26 protein-coding genes are annotated in these 25,826 nt (G+C 61.2%); 12 read left to right on the plus strand and 14 right to left on the minus strand.

The window, feature by feature from the left end; genetic code table 11:
- Positions 1–9: 9 nt before the first annotated feature.
- The gene (locus EUB48_RS04050) at positions 10–324 is read right to left on the minus strand and encodes a DciA family protein (protein WP_142817729.1); all 315 of its coding nucleotides are present in this window, start codon (positions 322–324) and stop codon (positions 10–12) included.
- Positions 325–622: 298 nt separating this feature from the next.
- Here EUB48_RS04050 and secA point away from each other — a divergent pair, with 298 nt between their 5' ends.
- The 4 genes from secA to EUB48_RS04070 are packed head-to-tail and all read left to right on the plus strand — an operon-like array spanning position 623 to position 6,113.
- Positions 623–3,418: a preprotein translocase subunit SecA gene (secA, locus tag EUB48_RS04055; protein WP_142817730.1), complete on the plus strand. Its 2,796-nt coding sequence runs from the start codon at positions 623–625 to the stop codon at positions 3,416–3,418.
- A 30-nt stretch (positions 3,419–3,448) separates the two neighbouring features.
- Entirely contained in the window at positions 3,449–4,678 is a 1,230-nt protein-coding gene (gene argJ, locus EUB48_RS04060) for a bifunctional glutamate N-acetyltransferase/amino-acid acetyltransferase ArgJ (protein ID WP_142817731.1), read from the plus strand.
- Positions 4,675–5,628, plus strand: coding sequence for an ATP-binding protein (locus tag EUB48_RS04065; protein WP_142817732.1), 954 nt, complete (start codon positions 4,675–4,677; stop codon positions 5,626–5,628). The genes argJ and EUB48_RS04065 overlap by 4 nt, the downstream gene beginning before the upstream one ends.
- On the plus strand, positions 5,625–6,113 hold the full coding sequence (locus tag EUB48_RS04070; RefSeq protein WP_142817733.1) for an NUDIX domain-containing protein: 489 nt from the start codon (positions 5,625–5,627) through the stop codon (positions 6,111–6,113). Before EUB48_RS04065 ends, EUB48_RS04070 begins: the two co-directional genes overlap by 4 nt.
- A gap of 21 nt (positions 6,114–6,134) precedes the next feature.
- On the opposite strand, the gene EUB48_RS04075 is transcribed toward EUB48_RS04070, so the two are convergent.
- From EUB48_RS04075 to EUB48_RS04105, 7 genes are all read right to left on the minus strand, one after another.
- On the minus strand, positions 6,135–6,347 hold the full coding sequence (locus EUB48_RS04075; protein ID WP_142817734.1) for a DNA gyrase inhibitor YacG: 213 nt from the start codon (positions 6,345–6,347) through the stop codon (positions 6,135–6,137).
- Positions 6,348–6,381: 34 nt separating this feature from the next.
- Positions 6,382–7,137 (minus strand): cell division protein ZapD, encoded by a 756-nt coding sequence (gene zapD, locus EUB48_RS04080; RefSeq protein ID WP_142821081.1) that lies wholly within the window; start codon positions 7,135–7,137, stop codon positions 6,382–6,384.
- Between the two features lie 23 nt (positions 7,138–7,160).
- A complete protein-coding gene (coaE, locus tag EUB48_RS04085; protein WP_142817735.1) occupies positions 7,161–7,769 on the minus strand; it encodes a dephospho-CoA kinase in 609 nt (202 codons plus the stop codon).
- Between the two features lie 4 nt (positions 7,770–7,773).
- The gene (locus EUB48_RS04090) at positions 7,774–8,616 is read right to left on the minus strand and encodes a prepilin peptidase (RefSeq protein ID WP_142817736.1); all 843 of its coding nucleotides are present in this window, start codon (positions 8,614–8,616) and stop codon (positions 7,774–7,776) included.
- Positions 8,616–9,833 carry a type II secretion system F family protein gene (locus tag EUB48_RS04095; RefSeq protein WP_142817737.1) on the minus strand — a complete coding sequence of 406 codons (1,218 nt, stop codon included), beginning with the start codon at positions 9,831–9,833 and terminating at the stop codon, positions 8,616–8,618. Before EUB48_RS04095 ends, EUB48_RS04090 begins: the two co-directional genes overlap by 1 nt.
- 22 nt (positions 9,834–9,855) lie before the next feature.
- On the minus strand, positions 9,856–11,592 hold the full coding sequence (gene pilB / locus EUB48_RS04100) for a type IV-A pilus assembly ATPase PilB (protein ID WP_142817738.1): 1,737 nt from the start codon (positions 11,590–11,592) through the stop codon (positions 9,856–9,858).
- Positions 11,593–11,711: 119 nt separating this feature from the next.
- The gene (locus EUB48_RS04105; protein ID WP_142817739.1) at positions 11,712–12,236 is read right to left on the minus strand and encodes a low molecular weight protein-tyrosine-phosphatase; all 525 of its coding nucleotides are present in this window, start codon (positions 12,234–12,236) and stop codon (positions 11,712–11,714) included.
- 93 nt (positions 12,237–12,329) lie between these two features.
- Here EUB48_RS04105 and EUB48_RS04110 point away from each other — a divergent pair, with 93 nt between their 5' ends.
- The 7 genes from EUB48_RS04110 to EUB48_RS21595 all read left to right on the plus strand — a co-directional run bounded on the left by EUB48_RS04110 (position 12,330) and on the right by EUB48_RS21595 (position 18,712).
- The gene (locus EUB48_RS04110) at positions 12,330–13,076 is read left to right on the plus strand and encodes an ABC transporter ATP-binding protein (RefSeq protein WP_142821082.1); all 747 of its coding nucleotides are present in this window, start codon (positions 12,330–12,332) and stop codon (positions 13,074–13,076) included.
- A complete protein-coding gene (locus EUB48_RS04115) occupies positions 13,073–14,470 on the plus strand; it encodes an ABC transporter permease (RefSeq protein WP_142817740.1) in 1,398 nt (465 codons plus the stop codon). The genes EUB48_RS04110 and EUB48_RS04115 overlap by 4 nt, the downstream gene beginning before the upstream one ends.
- Positions 14,471–14,490: 20 nt before the next feature.
- Complete coding sequence (locus tag EUB48_RS04120) at positions 14,491–15,261, plus strand: outer membrane lipoprotein-sorting protein (protein ID WP_142817741.1); 771 nt, start codon at positions 14,491–14,493, stop codon at positions 15,259–15,261.
- A gap of 4 nt (positions 15,262–15,265) precedes the next feature.
- Positions 15,266–16,561: a hypothetical protein gene (locus EUB48_RS04125; RefSeq protein WP_142817742.1), complete on the plus strand. Its 1,296-nt coding sequence runs from the start codon at positions 15,266–15,268 to the stop codon at positions 16,559–16,561.
- Positions 16,562–16,753: 192 nt separating this feature from the next.
- Positions 16,754–17,539: a PEP-CTERM sorting domain-containing protein gene (locus EUB48_RS04130; protein ID WP_142817743.1), complete on the plus strand. Its 786-nt coding sequence runs from the start codon at positions 16,754–16,756 to the stop codon at positions 17,537–17,539.
- A 425-nt stretch (positions 17,540–17,964) separates the two neighbouring features.
- On the plus strand, positions 17,965–18,399 hold the full coding sequence (locus EUB48_RS21590; protein WP_244618321.1) for a reverse transcriptase domain-containing protein: 435 nt from the start codon (positions 17,965–17,967) through the stop codon (positions 18,397–18,399).
- Complete coding sequence (locus EUB48_RS21595; RefSeq protein WP_244618322.1) at positions 18,359–18,712, plus strand: group II intron maturase-specific domain-containing protein; 354 nt, start codon at positions 18,359–18,361, stop codon at positions 18,710–18,712. The genes EUB48_RS21590 and EUB48_RS21595 overlap by 41 nt, the downstream gene beginning before the upstream one ends.
- Positions 18,713–18,819: 107 nt before the next feature.
- Here the strand turns inward: EUB48_RS21595 and EUB48_RS04140 are convergent, their stop codons facing one another.
- The 4 genes from EUB48_RS04140 to EUB48_RS04150 all read right to left on the minus strand — a co-directional run bounded on the left by EUB48_RS04140 (position 18,820) and on the right by EUB48_RS04150 (position 22,248).
- The gene (locus EUB48_RS04140) at positions 18,820–19,572 is read right to left on the minus strand and encodes a hypothetical protein (RefSeq protein WP_142817744.1); all 753 of its coding nucleotides are present in this window, start codon (positions 19,570–19,572) and stop codon (positions 18,820–18,822) included.
- A 290-nt stretch (positions 19,573–19,862) separates the two neighbouring features.
- The gene (locus tag EUB48_RS21265) at positions 19,863–20,129 is read right to left on the minus strand and encodes a PEP-CTERM sorting domain-containing protein (RefSeq protein WP_168226695.1); all 267 of its coding nucleotides are present in this window, start codon (positions 20,127–20,129) and stop codon (positions 19,863–19,865) included.
- A 131-nt stretch (positions 20,130–20,260) separates the two neighbouring features.
- Positions 20,261–20,956 (minus strand): hypothetical protein, encoded by a 696-nt coding sequence (locus EUB48_RS21270; protein WP_168226696.1) that lies wholly within the window; start codon positions 20,954–20,956, stop codon positions 20,261–20,263.
- A gap of 221 nt (positions 20,957–21,177) precedes the next feature.
- Positions 21,178–22,248 (minus strand): nitroreductase family protein, encoded by a 1,071-nt coding sequence (locus EUB48_RS04150; RefSeq protein ID WP_142817746.1) that lies wholly within the window; start codon positions 22,246–22,248, stop codon positions 21,178–21,180.
- Positions 22,249–22,323: 75 nt separating this feature from the next.
- Between EUB48_RS04150 and EUB48_RS04155 the strand changes: the two genes are divergently transcribed.
- The gene (locus tag EUB48_RS04155) at positions 22,324–23,190 is read left to right on the plus strand and encodes a ThiF family adenylyltransferase (RefSeq protein ID WP_142817747.1); all 867 of its coding nucleotides are present in this window, start codon (positions 22,324–22,326) and stop codon (positions 23,188–23,190) included.
- Between the two features lie 10 nt (positions 23,191–23,200).
- Here the strand turns inward: EUB48_RS04155 and EUB48_RS04160 are convergent, their stop codons facing one another.
- Positions 23,201–24,199 carry a hypothetical protein gene (locus EUB48_RS04160; protein ID WP_142817748.1) on the minus strand — a complete coding sequence of 333 codons (999 nt, stop codon included), beginning with the start codon at positions 24,197–24,199 and terminating at the stop codon, positions 23,201–23,203.
- Between the two features lie 46 nt (positions 24,200–24,245).
- Positions 24,246–25,748: an MBOAT family O-acyltransferase gene (locus EUB48_RS04165; RefSeq protein WP_142817749.1), complete on the minus strand. Its 1,503-nt coding sequence runs from the start codon at positions 25,746–25,748 to the stop codon at positions 24,246–24,248.
- Between the last annotated feature and the right edge of the window lie 78 nt (positions 25,749–25,826).

The following is a 25,826-nucleotide window of genomic DNA, read 5'->3' on the forward strand; positions in this document are numbered from 1 at the left end:
CGCGAAGGGCTACTGCGGCTCGGGGTTGATGTGGACCTTGAGCCGGATGGCGCTGACCTCCCAGCCCTGGCTGCGCAAGTGGGACTGAAGCGAAGGCAGCAACTGCCTGAGCTTGGCTGCCGCCGCATTGCTCTGAACCAGCAGGCACCACGTTTCTCCGTCAATGGGCCCCGGTTTGATGGCACTGCGCAGCGCCTCGGGAATGAGGCGCTCGATCGCTTTGAGGCGCTCACCCGAATCGCGCGCGAGTTCGCTCAAGCGGGCCAGCGTCGGCGATTCCTGCGCCGCCTGCTGCAGCGAGACGGCGCGGTGAGGGCGGTTCACGGGTGGCGTGGCCACGGATCGTCAAGAGGCTTCATGAGCCCTCGATTATCGTGGCCACAACGCTTTTGAAGGAAGATGGAGTCTGCCAGCGCCGAAAAAGACCGATGCCGCGATGGCAGCGTGAGCGGCCACGGCAGGCGCCAGCCGGCACAAAGGTAAAATCCAAGGTTTGGTCAACGCTGTAGCTGCCCCGCCATCGTTGCATTTTGCAGCCGCGACCCCACCTGAATCCACCAACATATTAGGGATTTCGGTCGCCTTGCAGGCCATGACGGGCCCGCAGAGCGGTCTCGCATTCATGGCCACCAACTTTCTCACCAAAATATTCGGCAGTCGCAATGACCGGCTCCTCAAGCAATACCGCAAAGTTGCCGAGAGCATCAACGCCCTGGAGCCCGCCTACGAAAAACTGAGCGACGACGAGCTTCGCGGGAAAACACAGGAGTTCAAGGAGCGTGTTGCCAACGGTGAGACCCTCGACGCGATCATGCCGGAGGCCTTCGCGGTGGTGCGCGAAGGCTCCAAGCGCGTCATGAAGATGCGCCATTTCGACGTGCAGCTCATCGGCGGCATGTCGCTGCACGACGGCAAGATCTCGGAAATGCGCACCGGCGAGGGCAAGACGCTGACCGCCACGCTGCCTGTGTACCTGAATGCGCTGACGGGCAAGGGCGTGCATGTGGTCACCGTGAACGACTACCTGGCCAATCGCGACGCCCTGTGGATGGGGCGCCTGTACAACTTCCTCGGATTGACCGTCGGCATCAATCTGCCGCAACTGCCGCGCGAGGAGAAGCAGGCCGCCTACCGGGCCGACATCACCTACGGCACCAACAACGAATACGGCTTTGATTACCTGCGCGACAACATGGTGTACGAGGTGCAGGACCGCGTGCAGCGCGGCCTGAACTACGCGATCGTCGACGAGGTGGACTCGATCCTGATCGACGAAGCCCGCACGCCGCTCATCATCAGCGGCCAGGCCGAAGACCACACCGAGATGTACATCACCATCAACAAGGTGGTGCCGATGCTGACCAAGCAGGAGGGCGAAGCCGACCTGCGCACCGGAGAAGGTATCACGAAACCGGGGGATTTCACGGTCGATGAGAAAACCCACCAGGTGTTCCTGACCGAACAGGGCCACGAAAATGCCGAGCGCATCCTGTTCAATCTGGGCCTGATTCCGGAAGGTGCAACGCTGTACGACCCGGCCAACATCACCCTGGTGCATCACCTGTATGCCGCGCTGCGCGCCAACCACCTGTACCACCGCGACCAGCATTACGTGGTGCAGGACGGCGAAATCGTGATCGTCGACGAGTTCACCGGACGCCTGATGACGGGCCGGCGCTGGGGTGAAGGCCTGCACCAGGCCGTGGAAGCCAAGGAAGGCGTGAACATCCAGGCGGAGAACCAGACGCTGGCCTCCATCACCTTCCAGAATTACTTCAGGCTCTACAACAAGCTGGCCGGCATGACCGGAACGGCCGATACCGAGGCCTACGAATTCCAGGAAATCTACGGCCTGGAAACGATCGTGATTCCACCGAACCGGCCGAGCCGGCGCGACGACCAGTTGGACCGCGTGTACAAGACCACGCGCGAGAAATACGAGGCGGCCATCAAGGACATCCGCGAGTGCTATGAGCGCGGTCAGCCGGTGCTGGTCGGCACCTCCTCGATCGAGAATTCCGAAATCATCGACCAGCTGCTGCAGAAGGAAAAGCTGCCGCACCAGGTGCTCAATGCCAAGCAGCACGCACGCGAGGCCGAGATCGTGGCGCAAGCCGGGCGCTCGAAGATGATCACGATCGCCACCAACATGGCGGGCCGCGGCACCGACATTGTGCTCGGGGGCAATGTGGAAAAGGCGATCGAAGCGGTCGAGGCGGACGAAACCCTGGATGCGGCCGCCAAACAGGCCCGCATTGAGCAGCTGCGCGCCGAATGGACGCGCGAGCACGAACTGGTGACGCAGCAGGGGGGCCTGCGCATCATCGCCACCGAACGCCATGAGTCGCGTCGCATCGATAACCAGTTGCGCGGGCGCTCTGGGCGCCAGGGCGATCCCGGCTCGTCGCGTTTTTACCTGGGGCTGGACGACTCGCTGATGCGCATTTTCGCGGGCGACCGTGTCAAGGCCATCATGGAGCGCCTGAAGATGCCCGATGGCGAGGCGATCGAGGCGGGCATCGTCACGCGCAGCATCGAATCGGCCCAGCGCAAGGTGGAGGCGCGCAACTTCGACATCCGCAAGCAATTGCTGGAATACGACGACGTCTCCAACGACCAGCGCAAGGTCATCTACAAACAGCGCAACGACATTCTCGATGCGCGTGATCTGACGGCGCAGATCGAGGCCTTGCGCGAAGGCTGCCTGACCGATCTGGTGCGCCAGTACGTGCCGGCCGAGTCGGTGGAGGAGCAGTGGGATCTTGCGGGCCTCGAAACGGTGCTGCGCAAAGAATGGCAGATCGAGCTGCCCCTGGAGCAGCAGGTGCAGGCGGCCAGCGCCATCACGGACGAAGACATCCTGCATTCGGTGATCGAAGCCGCCAATGCGGCCTTCGCGGCCAAGGCGGAGCAGATCGGGGGCGAGAACTTCACCCAGTTTCAGCGCATCGTGCTGCTGCAGAGCATCGATTCGCACTGGCGCGAACACCTGAGCTCGCTGGACTATCTGCGCCAGGGCATTCATTTGCGCGGCTACGCCCAGCAGCAGCCCAAACAGGAGTACAAGCGCGAAGCGTTCGAGCTGTTTGGACAGCTGCTCGACTCGGTCAAGAACGATGTCACCAAGGTGCTCATGACCGTGCAGGTGCAATCCAGCGAGCAGCTTGGGCAGGCGGCCGAAGAACTCGGCAGCCGCGCCGAAAACATTGCCAATGTGACCTATATCGCACCGACCGAAACCGGTGACGTCGAGACCGTGGTGGACGAGGGAACGATCAAGGGGCAGCACCTGCGCCCGACCGCTTCAGCCGCCGCGGCCGCCGTGGCCGGTGCGGCCCTGTCGCGTGTGGGCCGCAACGACCCTTGCCCCTGCGGCAGCGGCAAGAAATACAAGCACTGCCACGGCAAGCTGGCCTGACCGGGTCAGCGCGTATTTGGAGAGCCATCCATGCCCGTCAATCTGACTGCTCCCGATCCCGCCGACCTGCACCCGATTGCCGGCGTACGCCTCGGTGTGACCGAGGCCGCTATCCGCAAGGCGCACCGCAAGGACCTCACCGTCGTGTTGATCGACGCCGGCGCCAGCGTCGCAGGGGTGTTCACGCAGAACCGCTTTTGCGCGGCGCCGGTGCAGGTGTGCCGTGAGCATCTGGCCGGGGGTCAGGGGATTCGCGCCCTGCTGATCAACACGGGCAACGCCAATGCCGGCACCGGCGAGGACGGACTGGCGCGCGCCCGTGCCAGCTGCATGGCGCTGGCGCGCCAGCTGTCGCTGGAACCGGAGCAGGTCCTGCCGTTTTCCACGGGCGTGATCATGGAGTCGCTGCCGCTGGAGCGCATCGAGGCCGGCCTGCCGGGCGCCCTGGCGGATGCCCGGGCCGACCACTGGGTGCGCGCGGCCGAGAGCATCATGACCACCGATACGGTGCCTAAGGCCTTCAGCGCGCAGGTCATGATAGGCGGCGCGAAGGTCAGCATCAGCGGCATCGCCAAGGGCGCGGGCATGATCCGGCCGAACATGGCGACCATGCTCGGCTTCATCGCCACCGATGCCTGCGTCGATCAGGCCGTGCTGCGGCCAATGGTCAAGGCACTGGCCGAGGGCTCGTTCAACCGCATCACGATCGATGGCGACACCTCCACCAACGATTCGTTCGTGGTGATCGCCAGCAACAAGGCGGCGCATGCGCCCATCACTTCTCTCGACAGCCTGGATGGCCGTGCGCTGCAGGCCGCCATCGCCGGTGTGGCACAAAAACTGGCGCAAGCCATTGTGCGTGATGGGGAGGGCGCTACCAAATTTATAGCGATCCAGGTGGAAGGCGGCAAGACCGGCGAGGAATGCCGCCAGGTGGCCTACGCTATTGCACACTCGCCGCTGGTCAAGACGGCCTTCTTTGCGAGCGACCCGAATCTGGGCCGCATCCTGGCCGCGGTCGGCTACGCTGGCATCGACGACCTGGACCAGACCAAGATCGACCTGTACCTGGACGACGTGCATGTCGCCGCGCAAGGCGGGCGCAACCCGGCGTACCGCGAAGAAGACGGCCAGCGCGTCATGAAGCAAAGCGAAATCGTGGTGCGGGTGGTGCTGGGCCGCGGCAGCGCCACGGACACCGTGTGGACCTGCGATCTGAGCCATGACTATGTGTCGATCAACGCGGACTACCGCTCGTGAACGAAAACCTTGAACGCCTGATCCTGCGCGCCGAGCAGCTCATGACCCGCATCGAGGCGGCGCTGCCCCAGCCCTTCTCGCCCCCCGACTGGAGCACCGCCATCGCCTGGCGCTACCGCAGACGCCATTCAGGCCATGGCCTGCTGACGCCTGTGCGCCATGTCGGTGCGATCAGCCTGGATGACCTGAAAGAAATCGACGGGCAGAAAGAGAAAATCCGGCTCAACACCCTGCATTTCGTGCAGGGCAAGCCGGCCAACAACGTGTTGCTGACGGGGGCGCGCGGGACCGGCAAGTCATCGCTCATCAAGGCCTGCCTGAACGCCTACTCAAGACAGGGCCTGCGCCTGATCGAAGTCGACAAGACCGACATGATCGACCTGCCCGACATCGTGGACGTGGTGGCGCAGCGGCCTGAAAAATTCATCGTGTTCTGCGATGACCTGAGTTTTGACGAGGGCGAGCCCGGCTACAAGGCCCTCAAGTCCACACTGGACGGCTCGGTGGCCGCGGCCACGCCCAATGTGCTGATCTATGCCACCAGCAACCGGCGCCACCTGCTGCCCGAGTACATGAAGGAAAACCTCACCTACACCCACACCGAGGATGGCGAGGTGCACCCCGGCGAGGTGGTGGAGGAGAAGATTTCGCTGTCCGAGCGCTTTGGCCTGTGGGTCAGCTTTTACCCGTTCAACCAGGATGAGTACCTTGCCATCGTGGCGCAGTGGCTGTCCTCGTTTGGCGTGAGCGCGCAGGCCATTGCCGCGGCGCGCGCCGAATCACTGGTCTGGGCGCTCGAGCGGGGTTCGCGCAGCGGCCGGGTGGCCTACCAGTTTGCGCGCGACTATGCGGGGCGAAATAGCCCCCCTGCTTCGCACGCCGTGTCGTCGCTGCCCCCCGAGGGGGCCGTGGGCGCCTTGGGGCCGCCCGGCGGCGCCCGGTCGGCATGAGTTCAGTGCTGGTCGCCGACGCGGATCGCCCGCGTGAGGGCAGCGCCAGCCGCGCCGTGGTCGATGTCGCCGTCGGGGTGTTGATTCAGCCGGACGGTGACTTCCTGCTGACCTCGCGCCCGCCGGGCAAGGTGTACGAGGGCTATTGGGAGTTTCCGGGTGGCAAGCTGGAGCCGGGTGAAACCGTCGAGCAGGCCTTGCGCCGCGAGTTGCACGAGGAACTCGGTATTGCCGTCGGCGCCGTCGTGCCCTGGAGGGTGGAACTGGTGGACTACCCGCACGCGCTGGTGCGGCTGAACTTCTGCAAGGTATTCGAGTGGGCCGGTGAGCTGCAAATGCGCGAGGGCCAGTCGTTTGCCTGGCAGCGGCTACCGGTGCGCGTGGCGCCCGTGCTGGTCGGCACCGTACCCGTACTGGGCTGGCTGGCGCGCGAGCGCCAATTCGAAGGTGCTACACATTTGGTAGCTGATAGACGACACCCATAAAGGGCTACAGCCACTTTTCTCTCAAGAATCGTCGCGCCTGGCATCGCCAAAAACGGCGTCGTCCGGCGCATCCTGCGTCGGCATGCGAAAGCGCTCGCTGGCCCAGGCGCCCAGGTCCATGTTTTTGCAGCGCTCGCTGCAAAAGGGCCGGTACCGGTTGCTGGGCGCGTAAACGCTGTCGCCGCCGCAGGTCGGGCAGGTCACGAGTTTGGGGGGTGGGCTGGCCTGTTGCATGGCAGCGGCGCGGTTCAGGTGGTTTGACGCGATTTCAGGAACACAGGGTCATTTCGAAGGCGGTGTCGTCGCTGCTGGCGTGCAGCCGGTCATCGGCTTCATGGCGCATCAGGCGTACCGACACCATCAGCCGGTTGCCGCTGATTTCGGGGACCAGGCCCAGGGCGGGGTCGATGCGCAGGCGCATCAGCTGGAAGGTGCGGCCCTGCGGCAGGTTTTGCTGGAACTGACCGGCGCTGGCCACCACTTTTTGCGGCACGCCGGACTCGCGCAGCAATTTGAGCAGCCGGTGAATGGACTCGGCCAGCGGGCCCAGCGTGGTGGCCCAGCGCTCCAGGTCGGCCCGGCGTGTGTTTGCATCCTTGTGCTGCCACGCATAATAGGCCGGCAGGTCGAATTCGCAGGTGCCGCCCGGGATGCCGACACGACTGCGGATGCTCATGAGCCAGTCGTTTTCGGTGAGCGATTGGCCGGCCTTGCCGGGCAGGTTGTTGACGGCCGAAAAACAGGCATCGAGTTCCCCCACCACGTGGTCCAGCACCGACTCGGCGATTGCCGGGTTGCCGCGGTAGCTGTTCAGCGTCTGCTTTTGCTTCTCGAGATCGCGCATCACGTCCGACTTGAGGTCGGCCCGCGTCGCCACATCCATCACCTCGAAGATGGTGGTCAGGGCGTAATGGTGGTCGAGGGGGTGGTCGCGCGGAACCAGCTCGCCCAGGCGGCGAAACAGGTGTTCAAGACGCAGATAGGTGCGTATGCGTTCGTTGAAGGGGTATTCGTACAGTATCACGCTTGCGGGTTCCAGTGCTTCAATCATAGCCCGAAGCGCGGCGCGATTTGCAGCACCTGGGCACGCAGCAGCGCCAGCGGCAAATTGTCGTTGGCGATCACCATGTCGGCCGCGGCCAGGCGCTGCAGGCGCGGGGCCTGGGCGGCAATGATCTGCTCTACCGCACTGCGGCTCAGCTTGCTGCGTGCCATCACGCGCTCAATCTGCGTCTCGGCGGTGCAGTCGAGCACCAGCACCCAATCCAGGTGCTGGCGCCAGCGTCCCGATTCGACCAGCAGGGGAATGTCGAAGACGATGCAGCGGCGCCCCGTGCGAATGGCCGCGTCGGCCTGGCGCTGTGTTTCCTGCCCGACGAGCGGATGAACGATGGCCTCCAGGCGGCGTTTGGCGCTGGCGTCGGCAAAGGCCAGCTCACGCATGCGGTCGCGGTCGAGCGCACCCTGCGGCGTGATGAAGTCGCTGCCGAATTCCGTGGCGATCGGGCCGATGGCAGCGCCGGCCGGCAGCGTCACACTGCGTGCGATAGCGTCGGCATCGATGATGGCCGCACCGAGGTCGGCCAGTATCTGTGCGACCGTACTCTTGCCGCTGCCGATGCCGCCCGTGAGCCCGAGTCGGGTGACTGCGGTCATGGCGTTACAACCCCACGACGTGAAGGATCGATTGCGGCCCAAAAACCATGGCGGTCAGGCCGGCGCCTGCCAGGAAAGGGCCGAACGGCACATAGCCGCCTTCGCGCAGCCCGCTCGAAAACTTCAGGGCGATGCCGACGACGGCGCCAATCACCGACGCCATCAGGATGATGGGCACCAGCGCCTGCCAGCCAAACCAGGCCCCGAGCGCCGCGAACAGCTTGAAGTCGCCGTAACCCATGCCTTCCTTGCCGGTGATCAGTTTGAAAATCCAGTAAATCAGCCACAGCGAAAGATAGCCCGCCGCGGCGCCCCAGATCGCGCTCACCAGCGGCACGTCGGTCCACTGCAGCGCCGCGGCGAGCAGCCCAGCCCACAAGAGTGGCAGCGTGATGTCGTCGGGCAGCAGCGTGGTATCCCAGTCGATAAACGCCAGCGCGACGATGGCGCCCGAGAAGCCACACCAGACGAGGCCCGTCAGTGTGGCGCCCCAGTGCCAGATGCACCAGTAAAACAGCGCTCCGGTGGCCAGTTCCACCAGCGGATAACGCAGGCTGATGGGCACGGTGCAGTTCGAGCATTTGCCACGCAAAAAAAGATAACTCAGGACAGGGATGTTCTCGTACCAACGGATCTGGTGGCCGCACTGCTGGCAGCGCGAGCGCGGCACCATCAGGTTGAAGGGTTGCCCCTCGACCGCCTCCTTGCCCGAGATCTCCGCGCATTCGGCCGCCCATTGCGCCTCCAGCATCTTGGGCAGGCGATAGATCACCACGTTGAGAAAACTGCCCAGCAGCAAGCCGATCACGCCGCCAAGTGCGGCGTCAAACCATTGCGAGACCAGCATCAGACAACCTGGCCCAGCTTGAAGATCGGCAGGTACATGGAGATCACGATGCCACCGATGATGACGCCCAGGACCACGATGATGATGGGCTCCATCAGGCTGGACAGGCCGGCCACCATGTCGTCCACCTCGGCCTCGTAAAAATCAGCTGCCTTGCTCAGCATGTGGTCGATGGAGCCGGATTCTTCGCCAATGGCGCACATCTGCAGCACCATGCTCGGAAACAGGTTCGCGTTGCCCATGGCCGCGGTCAGGCTGGTGCCGGTGGAGACTTCCTGCTGGATTTTTTCCGTCGCCAGGGCGTACACCGAATTGCCCGAAGCACCGCCCACCGAGTCGAGCGCTTCCACCAGCGGGACACCGGCCGCGAACATGGTGGCCAGCGTGCGGGTCCAGCGCGCGATACAGGATTTTTCGACCAGGGCGCCGAAAATCGGCAGCTTGAGCATCAGCCGGTCCATGAACATCTGCACTTTTTCGTTGCGCTTCCAGGCCTGCATGAAAAAGTACAGGCCGCCGCCGAGGCCGCCAAAAATCAGCCACCAATACGAGACGAAAAATTCGCTGATGGCGATCACCACCAGCGTGGGCGCCGGCAGATCGGCGCCAAAGGAGCTGAACACCTGCTTGAACGCCGGAATCACGAAAATCATGATCACGGCCACCACCACAAATGCCACCACCAGCACCGAGATCGGGTACATCAGCGCGGACTTGATCTTGGACTTGATGGCCTCGGTTTTTTCCATGTAGACCGCCAGCCGGTCCAGCAACTGCTCCAGGATACCGGCGGCCTCGCCTGCTTCGACCAGGTTGCAGTAGAGGTTGTCGAAATACATCGGAAACTTGCGGAACGCCGCGCTCAGCGAGGTACCGGTCTCGACGTCGGTGCGGATGTCGTTGAGCAGCTTGGTGACGCTGACATTCGGGTTGCCGCGCCCGACGATGTCGAAGGCCTGCAGCAGTGGCACGCCGGCCTTCATCATGGTGGCGAGCTGGCGCGTGAAAATCGCCATGTCTTTCGGGCGGATGCGCTTGCCCGCGCGCATCTTGCGCTTCTTGATTTTGTTGGCCAGGACCCCCTGCCGGCGCAGGGACGCCTGCACCTGGTTTTCGCCGGCGGCACGGGTCTCGCCGCGAACCTGCTTGCCATTACGATCCTTGCCTTCCCATTCGAAGACAAATTCCTTGATGTTCTTGGTCGCTGCAGTCGCCATAGGTCCCTTTGGGTCTTCCCTGTTATTCGTTCGTCACGGCCAGCACTTCCTCCAGCGAGGTCATGCCCATTTTGACCTTGTGCAGGCCCGACTGGCGCAACGAGCGCACACCTTCGCGCTCGGCCTGCTCGGCAATTTCCAGGGCGCTGCCATCGCGCAGGATGATGCGCTGAATTTCTTCGCTCACCGGCATGACCTGGTAGATGCCGACGCGACCCTTGTAGCCGTTGTTGCACGCCGCGCACCCGACCGGCTTGTAAGGGGTCCACGAGCCGTCGACCTCGTCGTCCCTGAAGCCGGCGTCCACGAGTGTTTCATGCGGGATGTCAACCGGCGCTTTGCAGGCCACGCAGAGCCGGCGCGCGAGCCGCTGGGCCGTGATCAAAATGACGCTGGAGGCGATGTTGAACGGGGCGATGCCCATGTTGCGCATGCGCGTGAGCGTGGATGGCGCATCGTTGGTGTGCAGCGTGGACAGCACCAGATGGCCGGTCTGTGCCGCCTTGATAGAAATGTCGGCGGTTTCCAGGTCGCGGATTTCGCCGACCATGATGATGTCCGGATCCTGGCGCAAAAACGACTTGAGGGCGACCGCAAAGGTCAGTCCCGCCTTCTCGTTGACGTTGACCTGGTTGACGCCCGGCAGGTTGATTTCAGAAGGGTCTTCGGCCGTGGCGATGTTCACGCCCGGCTTGTTGAGCATGTTCAGGCAGGTGTACAGCGACACGGTCTTGCCCGAGCCGGTCGGCCCCGTGACCAGCACCATGCCGTAGGGGCGGCTGATGGCCTTGAGCAGCCGCTCTTTTTCCTCCGGCTCATAGCCCAGCGCCTCAATGCCGAGCTTGGCGCTGCTGGGGTCGAGGATACGGATCACGATCTTTTCGCCGAACAGCGTGGGCAGCGTGCTGACCCGGAAGTCGATCACGCGGTCGGCCCCGATCTTGAGCTTCATGCGCCCGTCCTGCGGCACCCGCTTCTCGGAGATATCCATGCGCGAGATCACCTTGATGCGCGATGCCAGCTTGTCCTTGATGGCCACAGGGGGCGCTGCGATTTCACGCAACTCGCCGTCGATGCGAAAGCGCACGCGGTAGGCGTGCTCGTACGGCTCGAAATGCAGGTCGGAGGCGCGCATGCTGAAGGCATCCAGCAGCATCTTGTGCAGGAACTTGACGACCGGTGCGTCTTCGACTTCCGCGACGGTGGCCTCGCTGCTGTCGGGATTGGCGGCCTCCATCGTGGCTTCGTCAAATTCGAAGTCCTCGCCAATGATGTTGTCCATGGCCTCGGCCGCCGTCGTCGCGTTGGCCTCCACCATTCTCGACAGCTTGTCGTACTCGGCAATCACCCAGTCCACGCCGAGCTGGGTCGCAAACTTGATCTTTTCGGCGGCTTGCTGGTCCGATGGATCGGCAGTCGCCACAATCAGGCGGTTACCGCGCCGGCTCAGCACGACCACGCGGTAGTCTTGGCAAATTTTGGCGTCAAGCAGCCCTTTGGGCAGGCGCTGCGTATCGATGGCATCCAGATCCAGCAAAGCCGCTGCGTAGGCGGTCGACATGGTGTGCGCCAGATCCGAGGCAGAAACCGCACCGGAGCCCGTCAACTCGGCAATGAAGCTGGTGCGGCCGGTCTGCGACTTGCGAAAGATTTCCTCGGCTGATTTTTGTCCAAGCTTTCCTGCGGAAACGAGCGTGCGTCCCAGCCCCGGCAAAGCCATGGTGGACGTTTCCTTGGGAATTGAATCGACGACAGCCATGTCCAGAAAAATGTATTCCAATGTAAGGGGGCTAGTCAATCATCGCCGATTGCCTTGCCACTGTAAATCAGGAAACACAATACGAAAGACCCAGGAGTTGGCATAAAGGCACAAAAAAATCACGGTTGGCTGGTTTCCGCTCCCACCGCTATCGCATGCGCAGGCAGGCTTGTCGACGATGGTGCCTTCCGGAGACGATCGATCAGCGCGCGCGCACCGGCTTCACAAAGGTCGAGCACGCGCTCAAAGCCCTCGACGTTGCCATAGTAAGGGTCGGGAACCTCGCCGCCGTCCGCGCCTTGGGCGAACTCGAGAAACAGGTGCAGTTTGTGCGCGTATTCGGCAGGGCATAGACGCCGCAGCTCGCTCAGGTTGGCCTGGTCCATCGCCAGGATCAGGTCATGGCGATCGAAGTCGCGCTCGATCACTTGTCGCGCCCGGCTCATGCCAACCGGGTATCCGCGTGCGGCAAGAACCATTTTGACCCTCGGATCGGGTGTCTCGCGACGGGCACCGGCATGGGTTCCCGCCGAGTCCACCAGGATGTCGCGCGCCAGGCCCGCTTGCTCTGCCATGTGCAACGTCACCACTTGCGCCATGGGCGAGCGGCACACATTGCCCATGCAAACCATCAGCAGTTTCATCGCGGTGTCCCAAGTTGTTTTCGATACGGGCGGCGACTTCGGATGTGGTAATAATTGGCGTTGCTGGTGGGCATAGTTCAATTGGGGCGAAAGATGACAGAGCGGAAGGCGGACAACGCAGGAAATCATCGACCGGTGGCCGTTCTGACGCAGGTTGAAAAAACCTATCACATGGATTCCGTCAGCGTTCCGGTGATCAAGGGCGTTGATATTTTAGTCCGGCGCGCCTGCTTTACCGTGCTGCTGGGCCCGTCTGGCAGCGGCAAGACGACCCTGCTCAACATGATCGGCTGCATCGACAGGCCCGACGACGGCGAAATCATCGTGGCCGACTGCAAGGTTGGGGAATTGACCGACGACGCCCTGTCGGACTTTCGCGCCAACAATATCGGTTTTATTTTTCAGAACTTCAACTTGCTGCCGGTTCTGAGCGCTTACGAAAATATCGAATATCCGTTGCTGCTGGCGGGCGCATCGGCCAAAAAACGCGGTGACCGGGTAACCAAGCTGCTCAATGCGGTGGGGTTGGGCGACAAGGCCCGGAATTTTCCGGGCCAGTTGTCGGGTGGGCAGCGCCAGAGGGTCGCCATTGCGCGGGCGCTGGCGCGCAAGCCCAAGCTGGTCATCGCCGACGAACCGACCGCCAATCTGGACAGTCAAACCGGGGCCGCCATTCTCGCCCTGATGCGGCAGATGGTGGACCGATACCATGTTTCCTTTATTTTTTCGTCCCACGATCCGGACGTGATCAAGGCCGCTGACGACACGATTTTTCTGAAAGACGGAGCGATTGAAGGCATACGCCGAAAAGGCGAAACCGGCGCAGAGGGCGCGGCATGATGACGCTTAATCTGGCGGTGCGAAACCTCTTGCGCAACCGCCGCCGCTCACTGGCGACCCTGCTGGCCATGGCCATTGGTTCGACCTCCATTCTTCTGTTTGGCGGTTTCAGTACCAACGTCAATTACGAACTGCATACGCGCAATGTGCGCACCGGTGGCCACCTGCAGATTCAGCACCGCGACTTTTACCTGTATGGCAGCGGGAACCCGACGGCCTATGGCATCAGCGATTACGGCAAGATCATTGCCGACATCCAGAACGATGAAGTGTTGCGCAACATGGTGCTGGTGGTTACGCCAAACCTGCAGTTCGGTGGCATTGCCGCCAACTATGCGGCGAACGTTTCCCGCACCATTATTGGCAATGGCTTCGTGGCGGCCGACCGTAACCGCATGCGGCTCTGGAACGACTTTGATCTGCGCACCAAGGCGCCGCCGTCCGCCCTGGAGGGAGCGCCGGCCGATGCCGCCATCGTCGGGACCGGCGTCGCCCGGGTGCTCCAGTTATGCGATGCACTGAAAATAGTCAACTGTCCCCGGCCGGAAAAGGAGCACAAGCCCGACGGCAAGGCGCTGCCCGACGACATTGCCCAGCTCAGCCTGCAGGAGACACCTGCGACGGCCCCTGCCACAAAGGGCAGCCCCCCCCATATTGACGTGCTGGTCGTCAATACACAAGGCGCACCGAACGTTACCTCGCTGGAGGTGATTGGCGCCGAAGATCAGGGTGTCAAGGAGCTCGATGAGGTTTCCCTGATGATGAATCTCGCGCAGTTGCAGAAGCTGATCTATGGTAAATCTCCACCCAAGGCGACGTCGATCATGATCCAGTTGCGACACTCTGATCAGATCCCCGCAGCGCGCGAGCGCCTGACGGCGATACTCGCCAGGCATTCCGGCGGCCAGCCACTGGCCGTGCTCGATTTTCGGCAACTGAATCCGTTTTATGTCCAGACCATGCAGATGTTCGACACCATTTTCGGTTTTGTCTTCATACTGATAGGCGGCATTGTTCTGTTTACTGTTAGCAACACCATGAACACCACCGTGGTCGAACGCACCGTCGAGATTGGCACGCTGCGTGCCATTGGCTTGCGCAGGGGCGGCATCCGACGCCTGTTTGTGACCGAGGGCGCCTTGCTCGGCCTTGCGGGGGCTGTGCTTGGCGTCGTGCTGGCGCTGATACTGTCTGTCATCGTCAATCAGATAGGCATGCCCTGGCTGCCGCCCGGAAATGTCGAGCTGGTGCCGTTTACGGTCACCGTGTGGGGCGAAAACCGTATGATCTTCGGTACAACCTTTGGCCTCATCTGCATTGCGATCCTGTCGGCCTGGTGGCCGGCCCACCGTGCCGCGCGGCTGGATGTGGTCGAGGCCCTGCGCCACGCTTGATAGAAAGAGGCTCCACGCTCATGCGCTCACTGTTTCTGTTTTTGCTGTCTTTTCTGCTCGGGCCGGCACTGGCATGGTCCGCTCCGAACGCGCATGAGATCCTGACCGCCAGTGATGCCATCCGCAACCCGGGGCGCCCGTTCAGCGTGACCGTGACCCTGACCGAGTTCCAGGCGGGCAAGCAGGTGGACACCAGCACCCTGGTCAGCTACTCCCGCACGGAGCGGCAAGGGGATCAATTCGCCAGCCTGATCCGGTTTGTGCTGCCGGCCCGGGATGCTGGCAAGCTGATGCTCAAAAATGGCAACGATATGTGGTTTTACGATCCGACCAGCAAGGCCAGCGTGCGGCTATCGCCCCAGCAGCGGCTTCTGGGCCAGGCGTCCAATGGGGATGTGGCAACCGTCAACCTGGCCAAGGATTACCAGGCGACGCTGGTCGGCGATGAAGAAATCATGGATGGCGAGCGCCATACCCGCATGGCCCACAAGCTGGCCCTCACGGCAGTGGCACCGGACGCCACCTACGCCAGCATCGAGATGTGGGTCGACGCTGAAAACAACCGGCCGCTCAAGGCGCGTTTCTTTGCAGAATCATCGCGCCTGCTCAAGACCGCCTACTACCGCCACTTTCAACTCCAGCTCGGCGCCGAGCGTCCGACCGAGACCGTGATCATCGACGGCCTCAACCCCCAGTCCGTCACGCTGATGCGTTTTTCCGACTACAAGGCGCGTGCCATTCCGGACAGCTGGATGCAGCGAGATTTTCTGCCCCGTTTCCAACCCAACTAAATCCATGCATCCATTTGCCCGCTCCGTTCTTGCCACGCTGGTGGCGCTGGCCTCACTGCAGGTCGCCCCGGTAAACGCCGCAACCGATGCCGCCGATACGGACGCCCTGGGCCTGGAGAGCGCGCCTGAGGCCGCTGCCGCGCCGGCTGCCACCGATACCCGGATGTACATCGAGGGCGCCATTGGCAATTCCAGCCAGCGTTACCAGCCCAACAGCGTCGATACCGCGCGCGCCTCATTTGACTTTTCCACCACTGCACAGATGGGCCCGAGCCTGCGTGCGGTCCTCTCGGACCGCGTCGACCACCTGTATCCCGCACCAGCCTCCGGCGCCGACGCGACCGTGAACACCCTGCGCGAGGCTTACTTGAGCTGGCAGCCCGAGAGTCGGGACACGGTGCTGGAGTTTGGCCGCATCAACCTGCGCTATGGGCCGGGCTACGGCTACAACCCGACCGATTTTTTCCGCGATGGCGGCCTTCGCGTCGTGACCACCGCCGACCCGTTTGCGCTGCGCGAAAACCGCCAGGGCAGCGTCATGCTGCGCGCGCAGCGGCTGTGGAGCGGTGGCTCGCTGTCGGTTGCCCTCTCGCCCAAGCTGGCGGATAGCCCCAACGCGGCGGGCTGGAGCCCCGACCTCGGCTCGACCAACAATCGCAATCGGGCCCTGGTCGCACTCGGCACCCAGTGGTCGCAACGCGTCAGCAGCCAGTTATTCCTATACAAGGACGCCGCCCTGTCGCCCGCACTGGGCGCCAATATGACCGCCTTGCTATCGGACGCCGCTGTCGCCCATATGGAATTGACGCGAAGCAAGGAGCCCGATTTGCTGAGCCGCGCGTTGTCCTTGCCATCCAGCAGCACGTCCACGCGCAATCGCTTTGTGGGGGGCGTCACCTACACCACAAGCAGCAAGCTGTCGATCACCGCCGAATACGAATACAACGGCTTTGCGCTGAACCAGTCCAACTGGGCCGCGCTGGGCGCCTCGAGCACGGCGCCCGCCAGCCAGCTCGCCTACCTTGGTGGAGCACTGCAGCTTCAGGATCTGGCGTCCCGGCAGGCCTACCTGATTTACGTCACGCAAAAGAGCCTCTGGCTCAAAAATCTGGATTTGACCGCTTACCTCCGCCTTAACCCCGACGACAACAGCCGGCTCGCCTGGGTCGAGCTGCGCCACCATTGGGCCAAGTTCGACCTGACCCTGCAGCTGCAGCAGAACATGGGCAACGCCACCAGCGACTTCGGCGTATTGCCCGATCGTCGGCTGGTGCAGGTGTTGGGGACCTACTATTTCTGAAGGAAGTCGCGGAAATATCGTCGAAATTCTTTACACCAGTGCCGGCTCGATTTCGCAAGAATCACGTAAAACCGGCATTTTTCGAGATAAATCAACAACTTATAGATTGATCGATCTTCTGGCACGCAATCTGCTTATCTCTTCGCGAGAAGTCGATTACACCCAACCACTGAACTACTAGGGGAAGCCACCATGAAGACGATGATGAAAAAACTCTTGGCCGGTGCTGCAGTCGCTGCGAGCTTGTTCTCGCTGTCTGCGCCTGCTTCCGCCACGTTGACCAACTGGTATCTGGACACCGATGGGGCCGGCGGCAATGCGCCTGTTCTGGTGCATGACTATCTGGACCTGACCGGCACGGCTTATGTGCACAATACTTTTGTGGGTACTAACTTTACATTCAACGAAGTTGGCAGTTTCTTGAATTTGAGCGCTGATGGCTCCACTCTCCTGAATCCAGCCCTCACGGCCAAGTTTATTGGGTCGGGCTCCGGGTCGGTTGGCGGGCCCCTTAGCTTCAATCCCGGTGGCTCCCTGAACGTTTTCTCCGGCGCCACAAATATAGGCACCTTTACCCTTCAGGCGGGCAGCGCCGTCCTCTTGGCGAACAGCGTGCTGCCAAATGGCACGATTTCGTTCATCTTCAAGGCGACCAGTCTGGCTACCGGCTATTTCTTTGACAGCGCCATGAACGATCTTGCGTCTATCGCTAATTCGCCGACGGGCCTGCTTCTTGGTTTTGCCACCACCAACGTCATTCTTGGAAATACGCCGAATGTCAATGCGAACTTGGTGACTGATTACAACACTGCGTTTGGTACCAACTTCGGTACGGTTGCTGCAAATAGCACGACCGATCTGAATCTTTCCAATAACGGCCAGTTCCGCTTGGCAGTGCCCGAGCCGTCCATGCTGAGCCTGTTTGGTCTTGCCCTGCTTGGCTTGGGATTCATGACCCGCCGCAAAATGAAGTCCTGAGAATCTTCAGCTTCATGGAGCCCTGTGAGAAATCACGGGGCTTTTTTTTATGGTGCGCCCGGCAGGGCGCACTTACTTGGAGGTGAAAGTCCTCTATACGCCCGGCAAGGGGAAGTGTTAGCCCAAGACAAGGGTTTCGCGGGCGACTGCGAATCTGAAGGAAGCTGTAGGGCAAAGCGCTGGCCTGACTCCAGGCGAGCGGATATGAGGCGTCGTAGCGGGGGTGAGGTGGCCCAATTCACTAAAGCCCGAAACTTGCACGGAAGCGGTGCGGCGTAGATCCGACAAGCATAAGCGTGAAAGTGGGTGGCGCGGGTGGCGCGACAGGTACAAGACTCATGGGTTCTGAGATTGATTCGCAGATTCCTTGAGGCCGGGATGATGGCTGACGGGATGCAGGTGGCCAAGACGAAGGGAACGCCCCAATGCGGCCCCTGTCGCCGCTGCTGTCCAACATCTTGCTGACCGATCTCGACCGGGAATTGGAACGTCGCAAGCTGTCGTTCTGCAGGTACGCGGATGACTGCAACATCTACGTCAGCAGTCAGCGGACGGGGCAACGGATCATGGCGGGGGTGAGGAGCTTTCTTGTAAAGCGGCTCAAACTCACTGTGAACGAGACCAAGAGTGCCGTAGCAAGACCGTGGGTGCACAAGTTCCTGGGCTACAGCGTTACGGTGCACCAAGCCAGCAAAATCCGTATCGCCAAGCAGAGCATCGAGCGCCTGAAAGGGCGCATGCGCGAACCGTGCCGTCAAGGCCGGGGCAGGTCAACTGGCCCGGATCATCGCGATGCTCAATCCGGTTCTGAGGGGATGGATGAATTACTTCAGCCTGACCCAGAGCCGGCGGCCTGTTGAAGAGCTTGATACATGGTTGCGCAGGCGACTGCGCTGCATCGTCTGGCGGCAATGGAAGCGCCGCGAAAACGCGGGAGTCGAAACTGCGCGCACATGGGCTTTAGGCCCAACGCGCATGGAAATCCAGCGTCAACGGGCGGGGCCCTTGGTGGAACGCCGGGGCCAAGCATATGACCGCAGCCTTGCCGCCGAAATACTTCACGCAACTCGGGCTGGTCTCGCTGGTGACTGTCCACCAGCATCTCCAGCGTCCTGTTTGAACCGCCGTATGCGGAACCGCACGTACGGTGGCGTGAGAGGGCTGAGGGGGTAACCGCTCAGCCTACTCGATCTCCGAGCTGGCGGCGCTTGCTGATGTGTGTTTAAGGTGACTGCCGCAGCACCTGCGGATCTGGGCGTGCTGCGCTGGCGCGCAGCAGCCTATAGGGATTTGAAGTTCAACTGAATATCACTGGTTGTTCCACCAGTATTCGATGTCAGGAAACCGATAAAGCTCAAAGACTCAAAGCTGATGTTTCCGGATGTGTCGATAAGAAAATTCTTCTGGGTAAATTGTGTTTGTATACCGGTTGTGTCTGTAAAAGTTTCAAGTGTGGAAAAGGTCGCCGTAGATGGTGCATTTCCTGCGCTGACGAGAAAACTAACTTTTGCGGTTCCTGTCGGTGACGCCTTGGTACTGTCCTTGAAGCAATCATAAGTCACAACTGATTGCGCTTGTCCGATGGTGATCGTTCCGGGATATTGACTCGGGAGGGATGCGACGCAATAAGAAGTTGCAGTTACTCCAAGCAGCAGGTTGGTGGGGGACAAGAAATTTTGACTTATGCTTGAAAAACTATCGTTAACGTTGTTTATATTGAACGTCCCGGTAAGGGATGTGGTCATTTGAAGGGCTGCCTGGTTTTCAAAAGTAGCGCCCGCGTTAGCTGGTGTTTCATCGACGCTCAGCGATGCCGTAAATGGATAGCTAGTTTTATTGGAAATGGATGTAGCCGTGCCGCTGACAGTAACCGTTGTGTGAAAACCCGACTTATACAAGTTGGCAAGTGCGGTCGAAAGGGGAAAGGTTATTGCTGCTGCGGCACCGGTTCCGTTACTGGTCGATCCGCCACACGCAGTGACGAGTAAACCACCCAAAAGCGTAGCAATGAAGGTTTTTGAAATCCGTGGCATGCTGGCTCCTTGAGTTAGAGATTCGTTGATAAGCGCGTTACCCAAGCTATCGTAAGCTGTGCCCGGAAGCAGCTTGTAGGACGAAATCGCATCTTGGCAAAATAAGTGGGCTTTTCGTCGATAGCCAGCGGACCGCCAAGCGCCAAGCTGGGGCGTTGATAGCGGTTGGCGCAAGCCCGGCCAAGCAAGGCTCACAGGGCGGGTCGCCGCATCGGAATCACTCGTAGAAGGCTGCCATGAAAAAAGGCCCCGATGGGGCCTTTCTCATGATGCTTTCGCCGAAATCAGCGTCAAACTTTCCGGCGCCGCGACGTCACGGCCAAGCCTAGCAAGCCGAGTGCCAGCAAGCTGAGAATCCCGGGCTCCGGTACTTGTGAGACGGTCGTTGATGTCCCGATGAACAACTGCTCGTAGCCGTTATTGGCATCGCGGCCGATACAAGACCCTACACCCGCCGTCCCGCCGTTGGTGCCGATGGTGGCCGGATCGCAGCCGAAGCGAAGGTCAACATGAATGTCGGTGTAGCCAGAGAATCCTCCGCCGATCCAGGATGCCAAGAAGGCGTCCAGTGCCGGTGAGACGATGGCATAGGCGGCCTGGTTGGCACCCAGGTTGTTGTTGATTGCCGCGCCGTGGGGTATCGCACCTGTACAGGAAACAGGGGTGTTTACCGGACCAGCGATGCTGGCTACAGTGGAAAGGCAGATTGCCCCACCAGAGAGGACATAGTCCGTGGCGGCATTGGTGCCCGCGATCGGCCCCGGGAGCGACCCCGGGGCGACATCCACCCCTGCGGTGGAGCCGGTACCTGCCGTACCCATGAATACGCCGCCTCCGGGGGGGTGTCCGTAAACAGGGCGTATGGGTTGTTGCTGTTGGTGAAGTCGAAATACCTTGTGTTTTGGCCCGCCCCGGTCAAACTGACTTGTGCCCAGACCGCGACATTTTGGTTGGTCGAGGCGCCGCTATTGACCTGGTTGTTATTGAAGAAAAAAATGGGAGCTGCATTAGCGAAGCCGGTGAAGGCAGCCAGTGTGCTGTTCCAGATGCCAGAGAAGAAGTTGCTGCCGCCCGTGCCGCTCGGAGTCGACAAGGCATTGTCCATCCCGGGAAGATTGGTGTTTACAGGCCCGCCACTGGCTCCCGTGGCAACCACGATCAGATCCTTGATCGCCCCCGGCGTGGAATTGACATAGAAGGGGCTGCCCGGCCCGATGCTGCCGGCGATAGTACCATCGACCTGCAGCGCATACGAATTGGCATCGCCGTAGGTGACGTAGCTCGCACCCGAAAGATCAAGCGTGGCTTGCGCCGGCGCTGCAATCCCTGCTGCCAGCGCCGCTCCAACGGCCAGTAACTGAAATTTTCTGCTTGAGGTCTTCATGATCGTCTCGCTTTGACCGAGATACCGGCCCAGGGGATCTGGATCGTAAGGGTATCCCCCAAGAAATAGCAATATTTGTGCCTACATCAGCAACACTAAATAAATCAATAGCTTGTGGAATCTCGACGGATTTGACGGGCCGCCATGTAAAGAAACCCGACAAAACCCGAACCGGATCGCGCCGGCCACGCCCGAGGGAGTGCCCGGACGAAGTGAATCGGTCAACCCTTCATCAACGCCGCAAGGTCGTGCCTGAGAGATCGGCTGCGGGGCTGTGGCGATACGCCCACCCGTGCGAAGAAGCCGAAATCATCTCGTGGCGTAGCCTCGGCAATCTGTTCAAAATCGCCAGACAGCCTGAGCGCTTGTTCAAACAACGCCGGGTCGCGGGAAAAGTGGCGCCCGGCGCGGGCGTACCAGCGAAAGATCACCGGCGTCATCTGCGGCTGCAGATGCAAGCCCAAGTGCGTCGCGGTCATCCAGATGCGCTGCACGGCGATGCCCAGCTGGATCCAGTCCGCCAAACCAGTCGGCGGCCGCTTGGGGCGCACCAACATATGCGCGGCGCAGAACACGCCGGGTAGCAGGTCAAGCTCGATGCGCGGCGCCACCGTACCCAACAGGTAACGATTGAAGAACTGCACGCGCCCCCAGCTTTGCATGACCCACTGCATCAGGCGCGCGGTTGCCGGGTTGACGCCGACGGCCTGCTCCGGAATACGGTCCTTGCTGTAGCGCGCGCGCCACTCGATCACGTCTCTGTGAACGGGATAGGCCTCGGGGCAAGTCAGCCTCACCTTCGCACTGTTCCACAGCAGACGCGCTACCCGCCCGCGATCTCTCCATGATTCGAAAAATTGCACGCTGAAGTCCCCACCCGCGGCGTCGATCAGCGCCTGGCGCTGCACACCGGTGAGAGGCGCTGCCTTCATGGGGCGCCGCTGCACGGTGCGCGCTTCGATGCAATCAAACAGCGGGTCGCGGACCATGGTGGCGTCCGGCGCGAAACGCACGTCATAAACAGGACTGCGGTGTTCACCCCCGGAAGAAATAGACCAACTGGTGGTCAGACCAAAGCCGGACGCCGCAATGCGCATCGTTTCAAGCAGCGCGCCATGCGCGATGTGGCTCGGATGCCCGTCGTAGTCGTAAAGAACATGATCCCGCGTATCGAAACCATGCACCCGGATCAAGTGCTCGTCCACAATCTCGAAGCGCCACGGCTGTGTGTTGTCGCCGCTGGGAGCCCACCGCGCAAGGTCGAGAACACTGGACAGCATGTCGCGGGTCACTACTCTATTTCGTTGCGTTGGGTTCGAGGGCACAATGCAAAATCTAACACACCCGCAGCGTCGGCTGCGAGATCAATGACCTTTGACTACGACCGAGCTTTCTCGCGCAATTTTGGATGGGTGACGCGAGCAGAGCAGCAGCAACTCAGAAAGTCCCGCATCGCCATTGCGGGACTGGGTGGCGTCGGTGGCGCGCACTTGCTGACGCTGGCCCGGCTCGGCATTGCCAATTTCAACATTGCCGACTTTGACGACTTCGACGTCCATAACCTGAACCGTCAGGCCGGCGCCTTCATGTCCCATATGGGGCAAACCAAAATAAACACAGTCGCCCGGATGGCGCGGGACATCAACCCGGAGATCGATCTGCGACTGTTCCCCAAGGGCGTCCAGCCGGATAACGTGGACGAGTTTTTGCGTGATGCGGACGTTTATGTGGACGGGCTGGACTTCTTCGTGCTGCCCGCGCGGCGCATGGTGTTTGCTAAGTGCCGCGAAAAGGGCATTCCCGCGCTGACGGCCGCGCCGCTGGGTATGGGCGTCGCCTTTCTCCACTTCAGCCCCACTGGCATGAGTTTTGAGGACTACTTCAAGGTGGAAGGGCATGAGTCGGACGAGCAATATGCGCGTTTTATCGCGGGTCTGTCGCCCGCCATGATGCAACGCCATTACCTGGTGGCGCCGGAAGCGGTCGATTTCCGGGCGAAGCGGGGCCCATCCACCATCATGGCCTGCGACTTGTGCGCTGGCGTCACGGGCACGTCGGTGTTGAAGCTGCTGCTGGGGCGTGGCACCGTCAGGGCGGCGCCGTGGGGCATGCACTTCGACGCCTATCATCAAAAGCTCAAGCGGACCTGGCGTCCGTTTGGCAACGCCAACCCCTTGCAGCAATTGCTGTTGAAGTTCATACGGCCGGTACTGCGCGGGCGCTCTGACGGTTGATGATGGCAATCTACGGTTGCGCAAGCGCCGTTGCCGCTGCCTGTGTGACCAGGCTCACCCCCAACGCATTGAAGTGGCCATCGTAGGGCCCCACGTCCAGACTGAGGTGCGATCGGGCGAAATGCGCTTGAAAAATGGGTTCCGTATCGATCACGGTGGCGCCCGCGGCACGGGCCAGCTGGATAAACCGCGCACGCGACGGATCCGGCTTCAACCGGCCTTTGGCCAGTGCCCGCCGGTCACTGTCGATCACAATGACCAAACGGCCGGTGGCGTAGGGCTTGATGCGCTCGAAGAACGTGTGGGTGACGACATCGACATAAGGCGCGGTTCGCCCAGGCGGTATCTGCGCGGCGCCGCTTGCCAGCTGCGACGACGCTGCGTGGGAGCCGTGTGCCGGCGGAAAAGCCTGGCGCAACAGTTGTTGCGGGCTGAATTTGAGCTGACCAAACACATATTGCGCCAGCGCCGAGTGGCGAAAGATGCGTTTTAACGTCCCCGCCGGCGGTTGTTTTTCAATGTGCGGCTCCAGTGTTTTCGGGTCGAGACACGGCCCATTGATATTGCCCGAACCGCACAGGGATTGCTTGACATCGCCACGCTCCATCAGCACTACGAAATCGCGCACACCAAAGTGCGTGTGCGCAAACCGGATGCGCTCGGCGTAATCCAGCAGCGCGGTACCAGGGTTGCCCATGGCGAATACGGGTCGGCCGCCCAATGCGCGTTCGAGCTGGGCGCCAGGCCGATCCGGGGCCGCGAGCATGGATGCTTCAACAAAACTGTCACCGATCAAGGCCACTGCATTGGCGTTGCGCTCAAAATCTCGATTGGCAACGTAACCCAGGTTGTTCGATTCAAGCCGCTGCACGTTGCGCAAGTCCCATCCGGTCGACGTGGTCCAGTGGTGATAGGGTGGGTAGCTCAGGATGAGCGGATCGATGTAATAGCCGGTCTCTGTCGATGTGGAGACTGGCAGCAGCTGGAAAAAAATCTCCAGCAGCAGCAAGAAGCCGACCATACCCGCCAACCACAGGAAGAACTTTCTCGTCATGTCAGAAGTTGAAGTAGATGAAGGCGCTGACCGAATCACGCGTGATGTTCATCAGCAGCAAAAACGCGACCGCGGCACTGCTGGCGCCCGCGATCAACAGCGCGTAGGCGGTCGCGCCCGAACGGGACTGGCAGCGACGCAGCAGATGCTCGCCAATGGCGTTGGTGTTGGGCATGAGGCAGGCCATGGCCCCCAGCACAACACACCACAGACCGCCCACGGACAAGCTCAGGCCGGCATTCCACAGCAGGGTATGTACATGGCCGGTGTTCGCAGGGTGAACCATGCGCTCCAGTATCCTGCCCGCGCCCCGCAAGGTCTCGGCCCGAAACACGACCCAGGCCAGGATGACCGCCAGCATGGTCAGCAGCCATGACGATGCGCCAAACAGACGGCTGCGATCGAAGCGCGCGCACAAGCCCGGGCCGCACAGCGCACGAAAGCCATGGTTTATCCCCAGATAGAGACCGTGCAGCGTGCCCCAAATCACAAAAGACCAGCCGGCTCCGTGCCATAAACCGCCCAACACCATCGTGACCATCAGGTTCGCATAGCGACGCACAACCCCTTTGCGGTTGCCGCCCAGGCCGATGTACAAATAGTCGCGCAAAAATTGGGACAGCGACATGTGCCAGCGTCGCCAGAAATCGCTGATATTGATCGCCCGATAGGGGGAATTGAAGTTGAAAGGCAGCCGCACATTCAACATCCACGACAGACCGATGGCCATGTCCGAATAGCCGGAAAAATCAAAGTACAGCTGCAAGGTATACGCCAGGGCACCCAGCCAGGCGCCCGCAAAATCCGGCGACATGCCCAGGTCGGCCGCCTTGAAAATGGCATCGGCGTACGGACTGATGCCATCTGCCAGCACCACCTTTTTAAATATCCCGAGCGCAAAGATGGCCAGGCCCGCGCTGAAGTTGCCACTGTTGAAGCGATAAGTCGCCGCATCCCTGAACTGCGGCATCATCTGTGCATGGTGCAGCACGGGGCCGGCGATCAGGTGCGGAAAATACGAGACGAACAGGCCGTAGTGCACAAACCGGTATTCCCGTACGCCCTTGCGCCAGGCGTCGGCCAGAAACGCAATTTGCGTGAAGGTGAAAAACGATATGCCGATGGGCAGAATCACACGGCCAATGTCCCAGCTCGAGCCCACGGCCGCATTGAAGTTGTCCACAAAAAAATTCGCATACTTGAAGTAGCCCAGCAGCGTGAGGTTGGCGGCGACGCCAAAAACCATCCACCTTGTGGCCTGCGCGCGCTTGCGGTCATCGTCAGCATTGGCCAGTGACGCGATCCTTGTGCCGACCCAGAAATTGCCAGTGATCGACGCGAGCAATAGCAGCGTGAACACCGGCATCCAGTAGCCGTAGAAAAACACGGAGGCAACAAAAAGCCAAAGCGCGGCCCGCGCATGACTGAAGCGGGCAATGGCAAAAAAGCCGATCAGGGTGACTGGCAGGAAAACGCAGATGAAGGCAGCGGTTGTGAACAGCACGGTGAGTCAGATTTTCAAAACTTCAGAGCAAAATAAGCCTCTAGCCCTTTATCCACCAGCACAGTGTGCTATTTATTC

Source organism: Rhodoferax sediminis (assembly GCF_006970865.1).
Lineage (GTDB): Bacteria > Pseudomonadota > Gammaproteobacteria > Burkholderiales > Burkholderiaceae_C > Rhodoferax_A > Rhodoferax_A sediminis.